General features: G+C 44.6%; 13 protein-coding genes. 7 read left to right on the forward strand and 6 right to left on the reverse strand.

Annotated elements, in window-relative coordinates:
- Positions 1-334: 334 nt before the first annotated feature.
- From IM450_RS13430 to IM450_RS13440, 3 genes are all read right to left on the reverse strand, one after another.
- Positions 335-1,147 carry a DUF362 domain-containing protein gene (locus tag IM450_RS13430; RefSeq protein WP_287669982.1) on the reverse strand — a complete coding sequence of 271 codons (813 nt, stop codon included), beginning with the start codon at positions 1,145-1,147 and terminating at the stop codon, positions 335-337.
- 15 nt (positions 1,148-1,162) lie between these two features.
- Positions 1,163-2,158, reverse strand: a complete 996-nt coding sequence (dusA, locus tag IM450_RS13435) for a tRNA dihydrouridine(20/20a) synthase DusA (RefSeq protein ID WP_004268480.1) — start codon at positions 2,156-2,158, stop codon at positions 1,163-1,165.
- A 314-nt stretch (positions 2,159-2,472) separates the two neighbouring features.
- Positions 2,473-3,837, reverse strand: coding sequence for a collagen-like protein (locus IM450_RS13440; protein WP_287670026.1), 1,365 nt, complete (start codon positions 3,835-3,837; stop codon positions 2,473-2,475).
- Positions 3,838-4,043: 206 nt separating this feature from the next.
- On the opposite strand from IM450_RS13440, the gene IM450_RS13445 reads away from it, so the two are divergent.
- Positions 4,044-5,333 carry a glucose-1-phosphate adenylyltransferase gene (locus IM450_RS13445; protein ID WP_004268476.1) on the forward strand — a complete coding sequence of 430 codons (1,290 nt, stop codon included), beginning with the start codon at positions 4,044-4,046 and terminating at the stop codon, positions 5,331-5,333.
- Positions 5,334-5,756: 423 nt separating this feature from the next.
- Entirely contained in the window at positions 5,757-6,854 is a 1,098-nt protein-coding gene (locus IM450_RS13450) for a patatin-like phospholipase family protein (RefSeq protein WP_287669985.1), read from the forward strand.
- A gap of 159 nt (positions 6,855-7,013) precedes the next feature.
- Here IM450_RS13450 and IM450_RS13455 read toward each other — a convergent pair whose 3' ends face one another.
- Genes IM450_RS13455 through IM450_RS13465 form a run of 3 tightly spaced genes read right to left on the reverse strand, consistent with a single transcriptional unit; the run spans position 7,014 to position 8,893 of the window.
- Positions 7,014-7,532 carry a TolB family protein gene (locus tag IM450_RS13455; protein WP_002741428.1) on the reverse strand — a complete coding sequence of 173 codons (519 nt, stop codon included), beginning with the start codon at positions 7,530-7,532 and terminating at the stop codon, positions 7,014-7,016.
- Positions 7,529-8,065 (reverse strand): TolB family protein, encoded by a 537-nt coding sequence (locus IM450_RS13460; protein WP_004268469.1) that lies wholly within the window; start codon positions 8,063-8,065, stop codon positions 7,529-7,531. The genes IM450_RS13455 and IM450_RS13460 overlap by 4 nt, the downstream gene beginning before the upstream one ends.
- A gap of 12 nt (positions 8,066-8,077) precedes the next feature.
- Positions 8,078-8,893 (reverse strand): Ycf66 family protein, encoded by an 816-nt coding sequence (locus IM450_RS13465; protein ID WP_287669988.1) that lies wholly within the window; start codon positions 8,891-8,893, stop codon positions 8,078-8,080.
- Positions 8,894-9,588: 695 nt separating this feature from the next.
- Here IM450_RS13465 and IM450_RS13470 point away from each other — a divergent pair.
- From IM450_RS13470 to IM450_RS13490, 5 genes are all read left to right on the forward strand, one after another.
- Positions 9,589-11,271, forward strand: coding sequence for an iron uptake porin (locus tag IM450_RS13470; protein ID WP_287669990.1), 1,683 nt, complete (start codon positions 9,589-9,591; stop codon positions 11,269-11,271).
- Between the two features lie 156 nt (positions 11,272-11,427).
- Positions 11,428-13,203, forward strand: coding sequence for a pyruvate kinase (gene pyk / locus IM450_RS13475; protein ID WP_002798912.1), 1,776 nt, complete (start codon positions 11,428-11,430; stop codon positions 13,201-13,203).
- A 138-nt stretch (positions 13,204-13,341) separates the two neighbouring features.
- Entirely contained in the window at positions 13,342-14,154 is an 813-nt protein-coding gene (locus IM450_RS13480) for a HEAT repeat domain-containing protein (RefSeq protein WP_287669993.1), read from the forward strand.
- 54 nt (positions 14,155-14,208) lie between these two features.
- A complete protein-coding gene (locus tag IM450_RS13485; protein WP_287669995.1) occupies positions 14,209-14,640 on the forward strand; it encodes a DUF29 domain-containing protein in 432 nt (143 codons plus the stop codon).
- A 169-nt stretch (positions 14,641-14,809) separates the two neighbouring features.
- Positions 14,810-15,433, forward strand: a complete 624-nt coding sequence (locus IM450_RS13490; RefSeq protein ID WP_004268459.1) for a HEAT repeat domain-containing protein — start codon at positions 14,810-14,812, stop codon at positions 15,431-15,433.
- Positions 15,434-15,482: the final 49 nt, after the last annotated feature.

Raw genomic sequence — 15,482 nt, forward strand, 5'->3', positions numbered from 1 at the left:
CTGAAAATTGGGTAATTGACCCCCTGAAAATCGGTAAAACCCTACACCCTACACCCTACACCCCACACCCTGCCTCCACGAAAAACTTTTTGCCGCAAACCCTAATTAGGGTTGGCTGAATAAATCTAAAAACCTTGTTGGATAATATTTTTAGACTTTTTTGAAATCAAAAACTACCAGCGATTGGAGTGATTGGGGGGAAAATTCAGGGACTTTTTCCCTGAAAATTAGGTAATTAACCACCTGAAAATGGGTAAAACCCCACACCCCACACCCCACACCCCACACCCTGCCCCCACCAACAAACTTTTTCAGTAAACCCTAATTATTAACCCTAATTGGTTCCGTTTAAAAGTTGAGAACGAAGCAAATCGATCGCATCTAAATAACTTGGCATCGGTTCATCACCCAAGAGGCAAGCACTGCGATCCACGCTAATCATATCATCACCCCAAAACACCCGACCGAGAGGAATAGATTTTCCTCGATCCGGTCGCCAATTACTACTAAAATATTTGAGATTAGCGTCCACCACTGCCCCATCAAAAAGATGACCGATACAAAAATAGACATCCTGTAAAATTAGCGGTACGGAGGGGCGATGTAATTGCCCCCGCGAGTTGGGACTACGGGCTTTATAATGACTACGGGGAAAGAGTCCATAGAGATTTTTTAAAGAAGCAGAAATCAGGGGTTTATCCTTTAAATGGGTGCGTTTTAGGGTTCCAATCGTGATCCGACAATCCACTTCTTCGATAATTTTAGGGGCAAACATCGAGAAAAAACGGACAGGAAAAGGGGAAATATTCGGATATTCTTGCTGGGTTAAACTATCAGCATCAAGAATGTTTATTCCGGGATCAAGAATAGATTTTACTCCCAAAATATCGATAATTTCTCTCAAAGAAATAGCCGAACATACTCCCTCTACCAAGATAATTTCTGCCCCTGGATTTACCCCTCTCAATCCCCGCAAAACTTGACTTAATACCGGCAGACTAACCGTTACTGGTGGTGGCACAGGATAACCTAAATTAGGTTTAATTAAAATACGTTTAGCTGTGATAGCTGCCGGGGGAGGTTGATAAACAAAATCCGCCATAGCTGAATTTTTTACCCCGGCAGTAATTGAGGATTGGGTAATCATAGAAAAGAAAATAAATCAATGGGAAGCTGACAGATTAGCCAGATCATTTAGGGAGTTCACCTGCTGTAAAGCTTGCCAGATTACCCCAGAATCGGCCCCAGGAAAATGGCTATTTTCACTAATATAACGCTTCCAGGCTTTAGTTCCGGGCTGACCAGCAAAAAGCTGTAAAAGATGCTTGCTGATCTGGTGTAATTTATAACCTTTACTCACCCACTCATCGATATAGGGAAGCATTTTTTTGATTACTTCTTCCCGGGTAGGAGGAGTAACCGATTCCCCATAAAAATCTCGATCGACTGTGGCAAATAAATAGGGATTATCGTAGGCTGCCCGACCGATCATAACTGCATCTACTAATTGTAAATGTTGTCTAGCCTGTTCTAAATTAATGATACCGCCATTAATTTCAATAAACAAATGGGGAAACTGATTTTTTAGGCGATAAACATCATCGTAACGTAAGGGGGGAACGGTGCGATTTTCCTTGGGACTTAATCCCTGTAACCAAGCTTTACGCGCATGGATGGTAAAACGTTGACAACCCGCATCCGCAACAATACGGACAAAATTCGCCATATTTTCGTAACTATCCTGATCATCAATGCCAATTCTCTGTTTTACAGTCACGGGAATCGATACAGCTTGATTCATTGCCGATATTCCCCTCGCGACTAATTCCGGGTTAGCCATCAAACAAGCGCCGAAATTGCCCTCTTTTACCCTGGAACTAGGACAACCCACATTGAGATTTACCTCGTCATAACCCATATCTTCGGCTATTTTAGCACATTCTGCCAAAAGATAGGGATTATCACCCCCTAACTGCAAAGCTAGAGGTTTTTCTGCTAGGGAGAACCCCAGCAACTTATCGCGATCACCGTGTTTAATTGCCATCGTCGTGATCATTTCCGTGTAGAGAAGGGGACGACGGCTAATTTGTCGCAAAAAATAGCGAAAATGGCGATCGGTATAATCCATCATCGGCGCCACACTTAAAATACTGCCCATCTTTCCCTTGATTTTTTCGCTGATCGCGGCATTCTCTGGGTTTCCCCAGAGAATAACCAGTCTTCCTCTCAACATATTTTAAAGCTTTTTGGTAAGTAGGTAGGCGTTAAAAATTATCAGACACCACCCTTATCAAGGGGTGACTAAGGGTAGGGTTGATTCATGAATCAACCCTACTATGAATCAACCCTAGGACTAAGGGGGGATCGAACCTAAAATCTATTTTTAATTTAATTATAACCAGCTACTTAAGTTGACTATCTAAATTACTGGTTAAGACTGCACGAGAGAAAGGAGAAGGGGACTTTTTTTACTTACCTCCGTAGGATATTTGCCCCTTTAATCGTGTCGCGAATGACGATTTTTTGTTCTTTGGAATAACCGGCAAAAGAACGAGTAGCAAGTAACTCGATTTCTATCCCCGTACCCGATCGCAAAGATTCCACGGGTAAGGGTAATTGACCGATATCCAGAATAAATTGATTGCCCTCCTGTCGGATTAAATTAGCAGGCATATCTCCTTCATAGCGAGTGACAAAATCGGTTCTGGGACTGGTTTGCAGGTCATCTGCTTGCCAACGAGTGACGCGATAACGCAGTTTAAATTTAGTGCCGATTAAATTTGATTGGGAAGCTTTATCTTCAAGAAAAAGCCTTAAATCAGTACCATTTCCTGTAATACCTTTTGCTTCTAATTGGGTGACATCTCGTTCAAAAACAGCATTATAAACGACAAATTCCGTAACATTATTGCGTTTTTGAGTGGTTCCCTCGATCCACAATTCACTGGGGACAGTTACCTTCATTTCCTTTTGATCATCGAGGGTTAAAGTAAAACGCTGATTAGTAAACCGGTTAAACTCTTGAGGCGCATTCCAAATTAAAATAAAAGAACGTTCCGATCGATCTAATAAAATCCGATATTGATCATCAATCAGGGAACCGGGGGCAAATAAAGACATTGCCCCAGTGCGAGTTTCCCAAGTATTTTTAGATAGAATATAACCCCGTTCTTTTAACTCCGACAGGGGAACAGTTGCGCTCGGTTGATCGGCAGTTAAAGGGCGATCAATTTGAATTAAAGTTAACTGTCCTAAACGACCCTCGCGACCGTTACGACCACTATTACCCGTCGCCCCATCGAGACCATCCTGACAGCTAAATTCTCTGGTGGTACAGCTATAATTGGCATCACCCGGCCTACCGCTGCAGGTTTGAATTGTCCAGAAAGGTTGGGAACAGCGACAACCCTTGCCCCCCTGGCCTCCCTGACCCCCAAAACCCCCAGCGCCTCCGGCCGCATTGACCGTTACTTGTCTTAAAAAATCTAAATTAGTGGCATAGAGGGTTAAAGCGCCGCCATTGCCCCCATCACCCCCATTACCCCCATTGCCACCGTTACCACCACCGGCCGCCTGGAGATTTCGTGTGACGTTGCCCGGTTGACCGCTACAGTTGCCCTCGCTGCCATTGCTGCCATTTTCACCATCGACCCCTTTTTGTCCTGAAATATCGAGTTTTAGGGGAGAACCATCGAGAAAAAGGGTTAAACTGTCACTATTTTTGCCTTGGCCGCCGATCTTGCCATCTTTTCCGCTTTGTCCCTGTTTACCGAAAGTTTGTACATCGGAACCTTGGGCTAACCAAGAACAGCGATCGCCCATCACCGTGGCGGGCATTAGGTACGGTAAAGGGAGAAAAAAGGTGAATATTAATGATTTAGCCCAAAAATTCATGATTTTAGCGAATTTATCCGCAAAGACTCCGATCAATTCCCTCTTGATGACTTTTAGATCTAGATTTTTGTTTCCCCTCTATCAATAAGGTGCGCTATCATCCTACACTTACTTTGAGAAGGAAACAGCCAATCGCGAGGGTTACGCGCGTGAAAAAAGTATTAGCTATTATCTTAGGTGGCGGGGCTGGAACTCGCCTTTATCCGTTAACGAAACTGCGGGCAAAACCTGCCGTCCCCCTAGCGGGAAAATATCGCTTAATCGATATTCCCGTCAGCAATTGTATTAACTCCCAGATTGACAAAATCTATGTGTTGACGCAATTTAATTCCGCTTCCCTCAATCGTCACCTCAATCGTACCTATAATTTTACGGGTTTTAGTGATGGTTTCGTGGAAGTTTTGGCCGCTCAACAAACCATGGAAAATCCTCAATGGTTCCAAGGCACGGCCGACGCAGTACGACAATACATCTGGACGATGAAGGATTGGGATATCGATGAATATCTAATTCTTTCGGGAGATCATCTCTATCGCATGGACTACAGCAAGTTCATCGAACGCCATCGGGAAACCAACGCCGATATCACTTTATCAGTGGTTCCCATCGATGAACGTCGGGCCTCCGCTTTTGGGGTGATGAAAATTAATGATTCGGGGCGAATTGTCGATTTTTATGAGAAACCCAAAGGGCCAGAATTGGAAAGAATGCGGGTAGATACGACGATTTTAGGCTTAACTCCCGACCAAGCTCGTCAAAGTCCCTACATCGCTTCCATGGGAATTTATGTCTTTAAAAAGAATGTTTTAATCGATCTGCTCGATGCCAATAAAGAACAGACCGATTTCGGTAAGGAAATTATTCCCTCGGCGGCTAAAGACTACAATCTTCAGGCTTATTTATTTAAGGGTTACTGGGAGGATATCGGGACGATTGAGGCCTTTTATGAGTCTAATCTCGCCCTGACCCAACAACCCAATCCCGCCTTTAGTTTCTACGATGAAAAAGCCCCCATCTATACCCGTTCTCGCTATCTGCCACCCACAAAAATGCTCAATTGTACGGTGACAGAATCGATGATTTCTGAAGGTTGTATTCTCAAAGAATGTCGCATCCATCACTCGATTTTAGGTATTCGTAGTCGAGTCGGCAAAGACTGCACGATCGAGGATACAATGCTGATGGGATCGGACTTTTATGAGTCTTTCCCCGAACGGGAAAGTCTCATCGGAAATGCCAAAGTTCCCATGGGTATCGGCCCTGGTTCCACTATTCGTCGGGCAATTGTGGACAAAAATGCTCGCATTGGTTCCAATGTTTTAATTGTTAACAAAGATCGTGTGGAAGAAGCTAATCGCGAAGATTTAGGTTTCTATGTTCGCAGCGGCATCGTGGTTATTTTCAAAAATGCCACTATTCCCGACGGCACGGTGATTTAATCTATCAGTTATCAGTTATCAGTTATCAGTTATCAGTTTTTCCATTTTTCTAGTTATTATCGCTTGGATATAGCCGCAGGCTGATGGCTTCAGCTAATTACCTAGACAATTCCCTTGAAACCATAAGTAGCTGGTTATAATTAAATTAAAAATGGATTTTAGGTTCGATCCCCCCTGCACCCCTTAATAAGGGGGGTGCCGATCCCCCCTTAGTCCCCCCTTTAATCCCCCCTTAATAAGGGGGGAATCTGAAAGTTTTTAATACCTACCTACTTATCCTTTCCTAGAAGTGATGGCAAAATATCCCGGGCAGCTCTTCTGAAAATCAGAAAAATTTCTATATTTTTGGGTTCGATTCTAGGTTTTCAATTAACCTTAAATTAAAAGCCTAGGGCTTAGATAGAAGCCATTCAAAGGATATTTATGAAAGCCAAAATCGCGATCGCTTGTCAGGGAGGCGGTAGTCAAACTGCTTTTACTGCCGGTGCATTAAAAGCATTATTTGACAATAAAGTACAAGATTACTTTAATATTGTCAGTCTCAGTGGTACTTCTGGCGGTGCTATCTGTGCCTTTTTCACCTGGTATGCTCTAAAAAAAGGTGATAGCGTAGTTTGGAAAAGAATGATTGATTTTTGGGAAGATAATAGCGCTCGAACTCCCCAAGAAAAGCTATTTAATGACTCAGCTATTAAAGCTCTAGAATTAGCCAGCAAAGGATTAATTCCCCAGTATAATCTCAGTCCTTCCTCTCCGATTACTAAAACCTTATTTTCTATAGCTACCTACGGTTTACGCAGTCGCTTTACCAACTTTGATCAGTTACTAAGAGCGCATATTGATTTCTCTGAATTAGCCACTTGGGGAGCTAAACCCGAACCACCAATTTTATTAATGGGGGCCTGTAATGTCCTGACCGGAAAATTAAGTAAATTTAACTCGCGCGAGGAAGCAGTTAAAATTGAACATATCCTAGCTTCTGCCTGTGTTCCTAACATTTTTCCTGCTGTCACCATTGAAACTATGGCCTACTGGGATGGACTATTCTCCGATAATCCCCCCATCCGTTCTTTAATTCGCCGTGAATTTGTTGGAGTCGAAAATATTCCCGATGAAATTTGGGTAATTAAAATTAATCCCACCTCTAGAGATAAGATCCCCGTGCAATCCGATGATATTGCCGATCGCCGCAATGAATTAGAAGGCAATGTTTCCCTATTTCAAGGTCTCGATCAGATTGACTTTCTCAATCAATTATTTCTCAAAGGAGCCTTTAAAGAGGAATTCTTGCGCGAGATCGCCTTAACAGAACCATTTAAAATTCCTAAATCTTTCCCAGAAGATCCCGATCAAGATTACCATATTCCGATGATCGAAATGTCGGCGGAATTAGCCAATAGTCTCAACTATGAAAGTAAACTTGATCGCTCTCCTGCCAATATCCAGCGTCTGATCGCTGACGGGGAAAAACAGGGAAAACAGTTTCTAGAACATCGACTAAAAGCTATGGGTTTAAGATAATTTTTGAGGGTTCAAAAACGGCAAAAATAAGGATTAAATGGCATAAAATCTGTCAATAGACTATTTAATTGATTATTATTTATTCTCCTGACTACTGACTACTGGCTACTGACTCCTAACCCTAACAACAATTTTTGATTTTTATAAGAGGTCTAATGATCACTGATTTTCATTGACTAATACCCGTCCAGATAGATCGTAAATCATAATATCCCATTGCCCATTTTTTGCCGCTTCAAAAGCCACTTTAGAACCATCGGCACTGATGATCGGATTGCGTACTTCCGCGAGCAGATCGGGAGCAATTTCCCTTCTCTGTTGAGTTTGTCGATCGTACAGATAAATAGCCGTTTTTCCCTGACGACTAGCAGTAAAAACGATATAACGACCATCTTCACTAATGGAAGGACTAGAAGCGATCTGATCGAGAGAATTTAGTCCGGGTAAAGACAATAAACGGCGATCAATAGCATCAAAAAGATAGATAGCTTGGGAACCATTGCGATCGGAAGCAAAAACGAGATAGCGAGAGGCAAGATAGGGAGTTAATTCACTAGCAGCACTGTTTAAACTTCTCCCCCCTCGATCGAAAGGAAAAGACAATAAACTGGGATAACCAGCACATCCAGTTAACAAACTAATTACAGCAACAAGACTAATAAAAAAATGACGTTTCACGGTTTGGGACTTTCAACGGGACTGCCATCGGCAATATCTAACTCGATATTCGGACCGCGATCGAGAACCTCCACATCCCATTGTCCCCGACGAGCGGATTCAAAGACAAGATAACGACCATCGGGACTAAGACGGGGATTTCGCAACCAACCGCGATAATTTTGACTCAATAACTCAGAACGATCGGTAATGCGATCATATAAAGCGATGACGGGACGACCCTCAATAATCACCATATAAGCCAGATAACGCCCCGTTTGGCTTAAACTAGGGCTATCGGTAATTTCTTGACCCGTATATAATCCCCCCAAGGCCTGGTATTGTTTTGTCTGCAAATCATAAAGCAGTATCTGATTACTACCGCGACGATTAGACAGGAAAGCAAGCCAACGACCATCACCGCTCAGGGCAGGTTTTTCGTCATTATAGCGACTATTTAGGGTTCCTGTAGATAAACCGGGGTTATTGAGATTACAACCGCCTATAACCCCTAAAAACAAGCAGATAAACAGGAAAAAGGGAGCTTTGGTCATCGGACCTACTCCTTAATAATCAAACCTAGTCGGATTATCATTACTCGACTCCCGTTCACTATTATCCGGTCTCTTCCAATCTTCTTGATCGCCAGCATCCCTAGGATCGATCGGTTGATAATCGACGTATTCCCCTTTAAATGGCGGATCATCCTCAATTATTGGGCGAGGACGACGTTTTTGGCTAGTGCGGGGCGGTTTACTGCTCGTCTCTTCACTAGCGGGACGACGACGGGGACGGGGACTGGTTTCTTCCCAATCATCACCGCTACGGCGCTGATCATAAACATCTCGATCGCTAGTGGGGGAACTATTGCGGGGACGACGATTAGCCGTTTTGCGACTGCTAGGATCGGCCGGCCGACGGGTGCGGGTGCTGCGGGGTTCCTCGTCCTGATAACTAGAAGTGCGGGAAGAGCGGGGATCATCGTAACCGCGTAAACGGGGATTATCTTCGTAACCTTCCTCTGGTTCGTAGGTGTCGAGGGGTTCCAATTCGGCCCGATATTCCCGACTCACAGGACGTTCATCCACAAAAGACGTGCCTCGGCGGGCCTGTTCCGTGGTTAAACCCCGCAATTTTACCGTCTCGAAGGCAAAAAACACCGCTGCCCCGGTCAGCAAAAATTGTCCGAATTGCAAAATCGGATCCAGTCGCCACCCTTGAAAAAGTAGAATCAAACCGCACAGTAAACCAACGGCGGCAAAAAATATATCATGATCCCTGGAAAGTTCTGGCCGCACCGAGCGCAGGAAGTATAATCCCGCTCCGGCCACTGCCAGAAAAATTCCTAAGATACTGGCCGAATTCAGCCCAAAATTGACCATCTTTATCTCCCTTCTCGGTGCTTAAATTCAAGAATCGAGTCTTTATCTATAGCCGTTAGCTTTCAGCAGCAATCTTGCTGTTTTTAACTTCTAGAGTCGAGCTATATTCTAACCCCGAAGTCTAGCACTATATCTATCATCCTCGATTCTAACTTACTCGATCGAGCCTAGTTTAAACAACTATTGTTAGGGAAGTGGGGAAGTGGGGAGACCACTTCGTGCGCGTTGCGGGGGGAAGTGGGGAGATTTTATCAGTGAACAGTGAACAGTAATCAGTGAACTGAAAACTCACATCTGATAACTGATAATTGATAACTGATAACTGATAAGGCTGACATCTTAACAAAATCTTTAGGAATTGCCCATTGACAGGATTGACTAAATGTGATGGCTATGTTTCGGGCATTTTAACGTGATTTCTTGATCACTTTTGAGCGATCGCTATCGTTGGGAAGTTAATCGCCGAAAGTCTGAAAGGAGGGATTTTCATTGATGCACATCATGGTTAATTTGTAAAGTGCGTAAGTCCTAATCTTAATAAGATCAGACAGAAATTTTTCTGTCATATCATAAAATTAACTTAACCTAGGCAAGAGGGAATTATAATATAATGTGAGTACAATCTAGGCTAAGTGGATAGTCTTTTTGTATTAATAGTTAATTCAGTCCATAAAATAAGGTGTGAGGATTGACCCATGTCAAAACTATTCAAGAATTTAGTAAAGGTAACTCCTTTAGTATTAGGTGCTTCCGTAGCGGCTGCTGGCAGCGCAGTGGCTCAAACTATGCCGGGGACACCTCAACTCAAGGTTGATCCAGCTGCGCAACAACAACTCGATCGCATTCAACAGGCCCAAAGTAGTCAGCAGATCAATACAAGTGTCTATCAGGGTTCCATGTCCCAGGTGACTAGCGTTAACCAACTGCGGGACGTATCTCCCACCGCTTGGGCCTACGAGGCATTAAGAAGCCTTGTGGAACGTTACGGCTGTATCGTTGGTTATCCCGACCGTACCTTCCGTGGTGATCGCGCCACCACTCGTTGGGAATTTGCCGCAGGTTTAAACGCTTGTTTAAACGTCATGGAACGTTTAATTCAAGATGGTGTCGGTGTACTCAGAGAAGATATCGATAAATTAAAACGTCTTGTTCAAGAATTTGAGACCGAACTAGCGGCTTTAGGGGCTAGAGTAGATAACCTGGAACAGCGCGTTGCTTTCTTGGAAAACAATCAATTTTCCACCACCACCAAACTCAGAGGTGAGGTAATCTTCAGTGTCGCCGATAGCTGGGGTGGTCGAGCTGCCATTAGAAATACCAACGGTACGGTAACTGGCGCCAGCAATCAAGATCAAAGTCAAACAGTATTTAATAATCGGGTTCGTCTCAACTTTGAAACCAGCTTCACTGGTAAAGATTTGTTAAGAACCCGTTTACAAGCAGGTAACTTTAACAACACTTTCAACCAAAGTGGTCCGACGAGAACCAACATGACCCGTCTGGCATACGATGACGGTCGTGACAACGATGTAACCATCGATGACTTGTTCTACCGCGCTCCCATCGGCACTCCCTTCGGTAACATCACCGTTTGGGTTGGTGCTAACCAGTTAAACCTAGATGACGTTTTCATCACTGCTAACCCCTTCCTCTCCGATAGCGGTACGGGTGCTTTATCTCGCGGTCAACGCTACAATAACATCGTCTTCCGGGGTCCTTCTGGGACGGGTGCAGGGGTTCGATTCAAGGTCGGCGATATTTTCCAAGTTACAGGGGCTTATCTGGCCGGTAGTGGTGCCTCCAGTCCTGAACCGGGTAAAGGTTTGTTCAATGGTTCCTACAGTGCTGGCGCGCAAGTAGGTTTCTCCTTCATCAAATTTGCCGATATTAACTTCATCTACGTTCGCAGTTATCAAACCGCGGCTGATATTAGTTCTGGTTTATTCGGTAACGTCAGCAGCCCTCTGACTGAGCGTCCCTTCGGTAACGTTCCCACTGTAGCTAACCGTTTTGGTTTACAGGGTAGTGCCCAAGTTATCCCTGGAGTCTTAAATATAGGGGCATGGGCTGGTTACGCCGATGCCAAGGCCACAGGAGCTAATGGTGCGATCGGAGATAATACCGCCGATATCTGGTCTTGGAACCTTAATCTTTCTGTCCTCGACCTCTTTGCGGAAGGTGCGGCATTCTCTTTAGGTGGTGGTCAAGTACCCCGTTCCGATAAAGAAAGCAGAACCTCTTACATGGTAGAAGCTCAGTATAAGTTCCCAGTCACCAAAAACATCCTGATTACCCCCGGTGCCTATGCGGTCTTCAACGCTAACAACGAAGGTAACGCCATTTTGGTCGGTGTCATCCGGACAACTTTCCGTTTCTAAGCTGAGTTGACGAAGTCGATAAATAAGAACGGTGGGATTTATAAATCTCACCGTTTTTTTACTTTTAACTTTTCACTGGGTATAACCATTTATGAGAAGATGATCGGAGCGTCCCAAACGCTGCTATATTTACTTAGCCTATTTAGTTGCTTATCTATGCACTCTCTGTCTTTCCCCCGTCGCACTAAAATTGTGGCCACGATTGGCCCGGCCTCGCAAAATAAGGAAACATTACGTCAGATGATCAAGGCGGGGGCGACAACATTTAGATTAAACTTTTCCCATGGCGATCACGATTACCATCGTCACAGCATTAACCTGATCCGTCAGTTAGCCTTTGAACTCAATCAACCGATTGGCATCCTTCAGGATCTACAGGGGCCAAAAATTCGTTTAGGTAAATTTGCCTGTGGGTCGATTACCCTGAAACCGGGGGAACCCTTTATCCTTACTTCTAGGGATGTGGAATGTAATCAGGAAATCAGTTCCATTAGCTATCCCTCGCTCGCCCAAGAAGTCCCAGAAGGTTCGAGAATTCTCCTCGATGATGGTAAAGTCGAAATGCGGGTGGAATCAGTGGATCGCCTGAAAGGAGACCTGTCCTGTCGGGTGGTGGTTGGGGGTGTCTTATCCAGCAATAAAGGGGTAAATTTTCCCAACGTTTATCTGTCGGTAAAAGCTTTAACCGATAAGGACAAAAAAGATTTAATGTTCGGACTGCTGTGGGATGTGGATTGGATCGCCCTTAGTTTTGTGCGTAATCCCCAAGATATCCTCGAAATTAAAGAATTAATCGCCAGTGCGGGTAAATCTATCCCCGTGATCGCTAAAATTGAAAAACACGAAGCGATCGAGGAAATGGAGGCAATTTTATCCCTCTGTGATGGTGTTATGGTGGCCAGGGGAGATTTAGGAGTAGAATTACCAGCCGAAGACGTGCCAATCCTGCAAAAACGCCTGATTAATACCGCTAATCAGCTAGGCATCCCGATTATCACCGCCACTCAAATGCTTGACAGTATGGCCAGTAATCCTCGTCCCACCCGCGCCGAGGTTTCTGACGTAGCTAATGCGATTTTAGATGGCACTGATGCGGTCATGCTTTCCAATGAAACGGCTGTGGGTCATTATCCCATCGAAGCGGTGGCAACGATGGCCCGCATTGCCGAAAGGATCGAACGGGAACAGATCAATAGTGCCGCTCGCTCTAACAATAAACAATCGATTCCTAACGCTATTTCCTCGGCAGTCAGTCAAATTGCCGAACAATTGGGGGCAGCGGCAATTATTACCCTGACAAAAACTGGCTCTACTGCCCGTAACGTCTCCAGATTTCGCCCCAAAACCCCGATTTTAGCCGTTACTCCCCATCGGGAAGTGGCACAGCAGTTACAGCTAGTTTGGGGCGTAAAACCGATGTTATTGCTCGATTTACCCTCCACTAGCCAAACTTTTCAAGTGGCGATGAATCTTGCCCAGGAAAATAACCTCCTCGCGGATGGTGATTTAGTGGTGATGACGGCGGGAACTCTGCAAGGGGTGGCCGGTTCCACGGATTTAATTAAGGTGGAAGTGGTAAAATCCCTTTTGGGCAAGGGTACAGGTATCGGCCAGGGTGTGGCCAGTGGCCGGGCGCGAGTGGCCCATAATGCCCGGGAAGTGGGTAGTTTTAGTAACGGGGAGATTTTAGTCGTTCCCACCACCAGCGCCGAATATGTGGATATGATGCGGAAAGCTGGCGGAATTATCACCGAAGATACCGCGATGAACAATCACGCCGCTACTATCGGTTTAAAATTGGGTATTCCTGTGATTGTCGGGGTTAAAGATGCCACGAAAATTATCCGCGAAGGGGTGATCATTAGTCTCGATGCTCAACGGGGTTTAATTTATTCTGGTATTGGCAAGGGTGCGGCAACTATGAAAAACTGAGTCGGTTATCAGTATTCTCCGAGTCAGTATTCTCCGAGTCAGGAGATTATTTTTATTTATTCTCCCCACTCCCTGCTCCCCACTTCATAATTCATAATTCATAATTCATAATTCCCCCACACCCATTTTCACTTGTCTATGAGCGATTCTTACTCTGCTGCCGTCGATAATCCGGCCTATACTGTTGAACAAGCGATCGCTAATATCCAGCAAAGAGAAGACCTAGGCGCGCGTTATTATGCCGCTTGGTGGTTGGGTAGATTTCGTGTTCGTCAACCGGAGGCGATTTCGGCGTTAATTGCCGCTTTAGAGGACGAAAGCGATCGCACTCCTGACGGCGGTTATCCCCTGCGACGCAACGCTGCCAGTGCTTTAGGGAAATTAGATGATCTCAGTTGTCTTCCCGCTTTGATTGCCTGTCTCGACTGCGAAGATTATTATGTGCGTGAATCGGCTGCCCAGGCATTGGAAATGCTTCAGGATCGAAGCGCGATCGCACCTTTAAAGAAACTATTAGAGGGTGGCATCGAAGTGGCTGTTTTAGTGACGGGAAAACCCCATTTAGTCCAACCCTACGAGGCGATTATCGAAGCCTTGGGAACCCTGCAAGCGAGGGAAGCGATTCCCCTCATCGAACCGTTTTTAAAGCATTTCGTCGAAAAAGTGCGTTATGCGGCTGCTCGCGCCCTCTATCAACTCACGACTAACCCCCACTATGGCGATATTCTGATTAATGCCTTGCAAGGGGAAGAATTACAGCTGCGTCGTTCTGCTTTAATGGATTTAGGTGCTACGGGTTATCTGCCAGCTGCCCCTGCGATCGCTAATACTTTGGCGGAAAATAGTCTGAAACTGGTTGCTCTCAAGGAACTTTTAGAAAACTATCTAAAAACTAATTCTAGCGGCGAAAATATCTCCGAAATTCTCACTTTAATGGATAGTTTATTGTAATTAATCATTGGTTAGTTTTTATCTAAATTCAAACTCATAAAATCCAGAGGTTTTATGCTAATTCAAACTGATTATGCTGGCTGGCTAAACGAAACAATCACTCTGTTAAAACAAAAAAACTTTGATAAAGTTGACTGGGAAAACTTGATCGAGGAGATAGAAAGTTTGGGCAGAAGTCAAAAACGTGAACTCCGCAACCGGTTAACCACCATCTTAGAACACTGCCTCAAACTTTGCTATACTGATTACGTTCAAGATTATCGAGGTTGGCAAGAAACTATTAGGCGCAGTCAACGGGAACTAGAAGAACTTTTGAGGGATTCTCCTATTTTAAAACCCTACTGGGATCAAGTATTTTTAGATTGCTATGCCACGGCTTTAAAAAGCTTGCGAGATAACCCAGATTATCAATACTTTAACTTTCCCGATGATTGTCCTTTTCCCCAAGAAATTAGTCAGATTTTACAGAAAAAAGTTTGGCGATAAAATTATCTTTAAAAGTTTGTTGGTGGGGTTAGGAGATAAGAATCAGTCGTCAGGAGATTATTTTTATTTATTCTTCCCACTTCATAATTTATAATTTATAATTTATAATTTATAATTCATAATTCATAATTCATAATTCCCAACCCCTCATCCCCTCCAATGATAACCAATGCTTCCCACCGTTGAGACTTTAATTATCGCCGTAGAAAAAGCCGACTCAGCCAATGAGTTACTAACCGCCGTGGAAAACTTAGCCGCCGCCAAAAGTGAAGCGGCAATACCCACCCTCACCGATGTGCTGAGATATAACAACCCCGGCGCCTCCGTGGCAGCCGTGGATGGTTTAATCGCCATCGGCAAAGCGGCAGTTCCCTATTTACTAGCCAACCTAGACGGTTATAATTATGGGGCGAGAGCTTGGGCAACCCGCGCCCTAGCAGGAATTGGCGATGTGCGAGGATTGGACTTATTACTTGAGGCGGCGGTGAGTGATTTTTCCTTTAGCGTGCGGCGAGGGGCGGCTAGAGGCTTAGGAAATATAATTTGGTCTGATTTGGAGGAAAGTCGGGTTTCTGAGGCTCAGAATGCTGTTTTTGCGGCACTGGAGAAACTTTCGCAAGGGGATCCAGAGTGGGTGGTTAGATATGCGGCGATTGTCGGATTGGAGGGGTTAGGAACTGCGGCGGCGGCATTTCGCGGGGCGATTCGGGAACTTTTAGGACAGATTCGGGAGACGGAAGCGGAAATAGTGGTAAGATTGCGCGCCGATCAAGCTCTGGAACACTTACAATAAGCCTAAGTCGAAAGTAGAAAAACTTATTTCTCTACAGGGAGAAACAATT

Source organism: Microcystis sp. M083S1 (assembly GCF_020246405.1).
In the GTDB taxonomy this organism is placed as follows: Bacteria; Cyanobacteriota; Cyanobacteriia; order Cyanobacteriales; family Microcystaceae; genus Microcystis; species Microcystis aeruginosa_C.

What these genes read in the sequence shown, in the direction of transcription:
- IM450_RS13430 (WP_287669982.1), bottom strand. Translation starts at nt 1,147, where the DNA reads ATGATTACCCAATCCTCAATTACTGCCGGGGTAAAAAATTCAGCTATG.
- dusA (WP_004268480.1), bottom strand. Translation starts at nt 2,158, where the DNA reads ATGGGCAGTATTTTAAGTGTGGCGCCGATGATGGATTATACCGATCGC.
- IM450_RS13440 (WP_287670026.1), bottom strand. Translation starts at nt 3,837, where the DNA reads ATGCCCGCCACGGTGATGGGCGATCGCTGTTCTTGGTTAGCCCAAGGT.
- IM450_RS13450 (WP_287669985.1), top strand. Translation starts at nt 5,757, where the DNA reads ATGAAAGCCAAAATCGCGATCGCTTGTCAGGGAGGCGGTAGTCAAACT.
- IM450_RS13460 (WP_004268469.1), bottom strand. Translation starts at nt 8,065, where the DNA reads ATGACCAAAGCTCCCTTTTTCCTGTTTATCTGCTTGTTTTTAGGGGTT.
- IM450_RS13465 (WP_287669988.1), bottom strand. Translation starts at nt 8,893, where the DNA reads ATGGTCAATTTTGGGCTGAATTCGGCCAGTATCTTAGGAATTTTTCTG.
- IM450_RS13470 (WP_287669990.1), top strand. Translation starts at nt 9,589, where the DNA reads ATGTCAAAACTATTCAAGAATTTAGTAAAGGTAACTCCTTTAGTATTA.
- pyk (WP_002798912.1), top strand. Translation starts at nt 11,428, where the DNA reads ATGCACTCTCTGTCTTTCCCCCGTCGCACTAAAATTGTGGCCACGATT.
- IM450_RS13480 (WP_287669993.1), top strand. Translation starts at nt 13,342, where the DNA reads ATGAGCGATTCTTACTCTGCTGCCGTCGATAATCCGGCCTATACTGTT.
- IM450_RS13485 (WP_287669995.1), top strand. Translation starts at nt 14,209, where the DNA reads ATGCTAATTCAAACTGATTATGCTGGCTGGCTAAACGAAACAATCACT.
- IM450_RS13490 (WP_004268459.1), top strand. Translation starts at nt 14,810, where the DNA reads ATGCTTCCCACCGTTGAGACTTTAATTATCGCCGTAGAAAAAGCCGAC.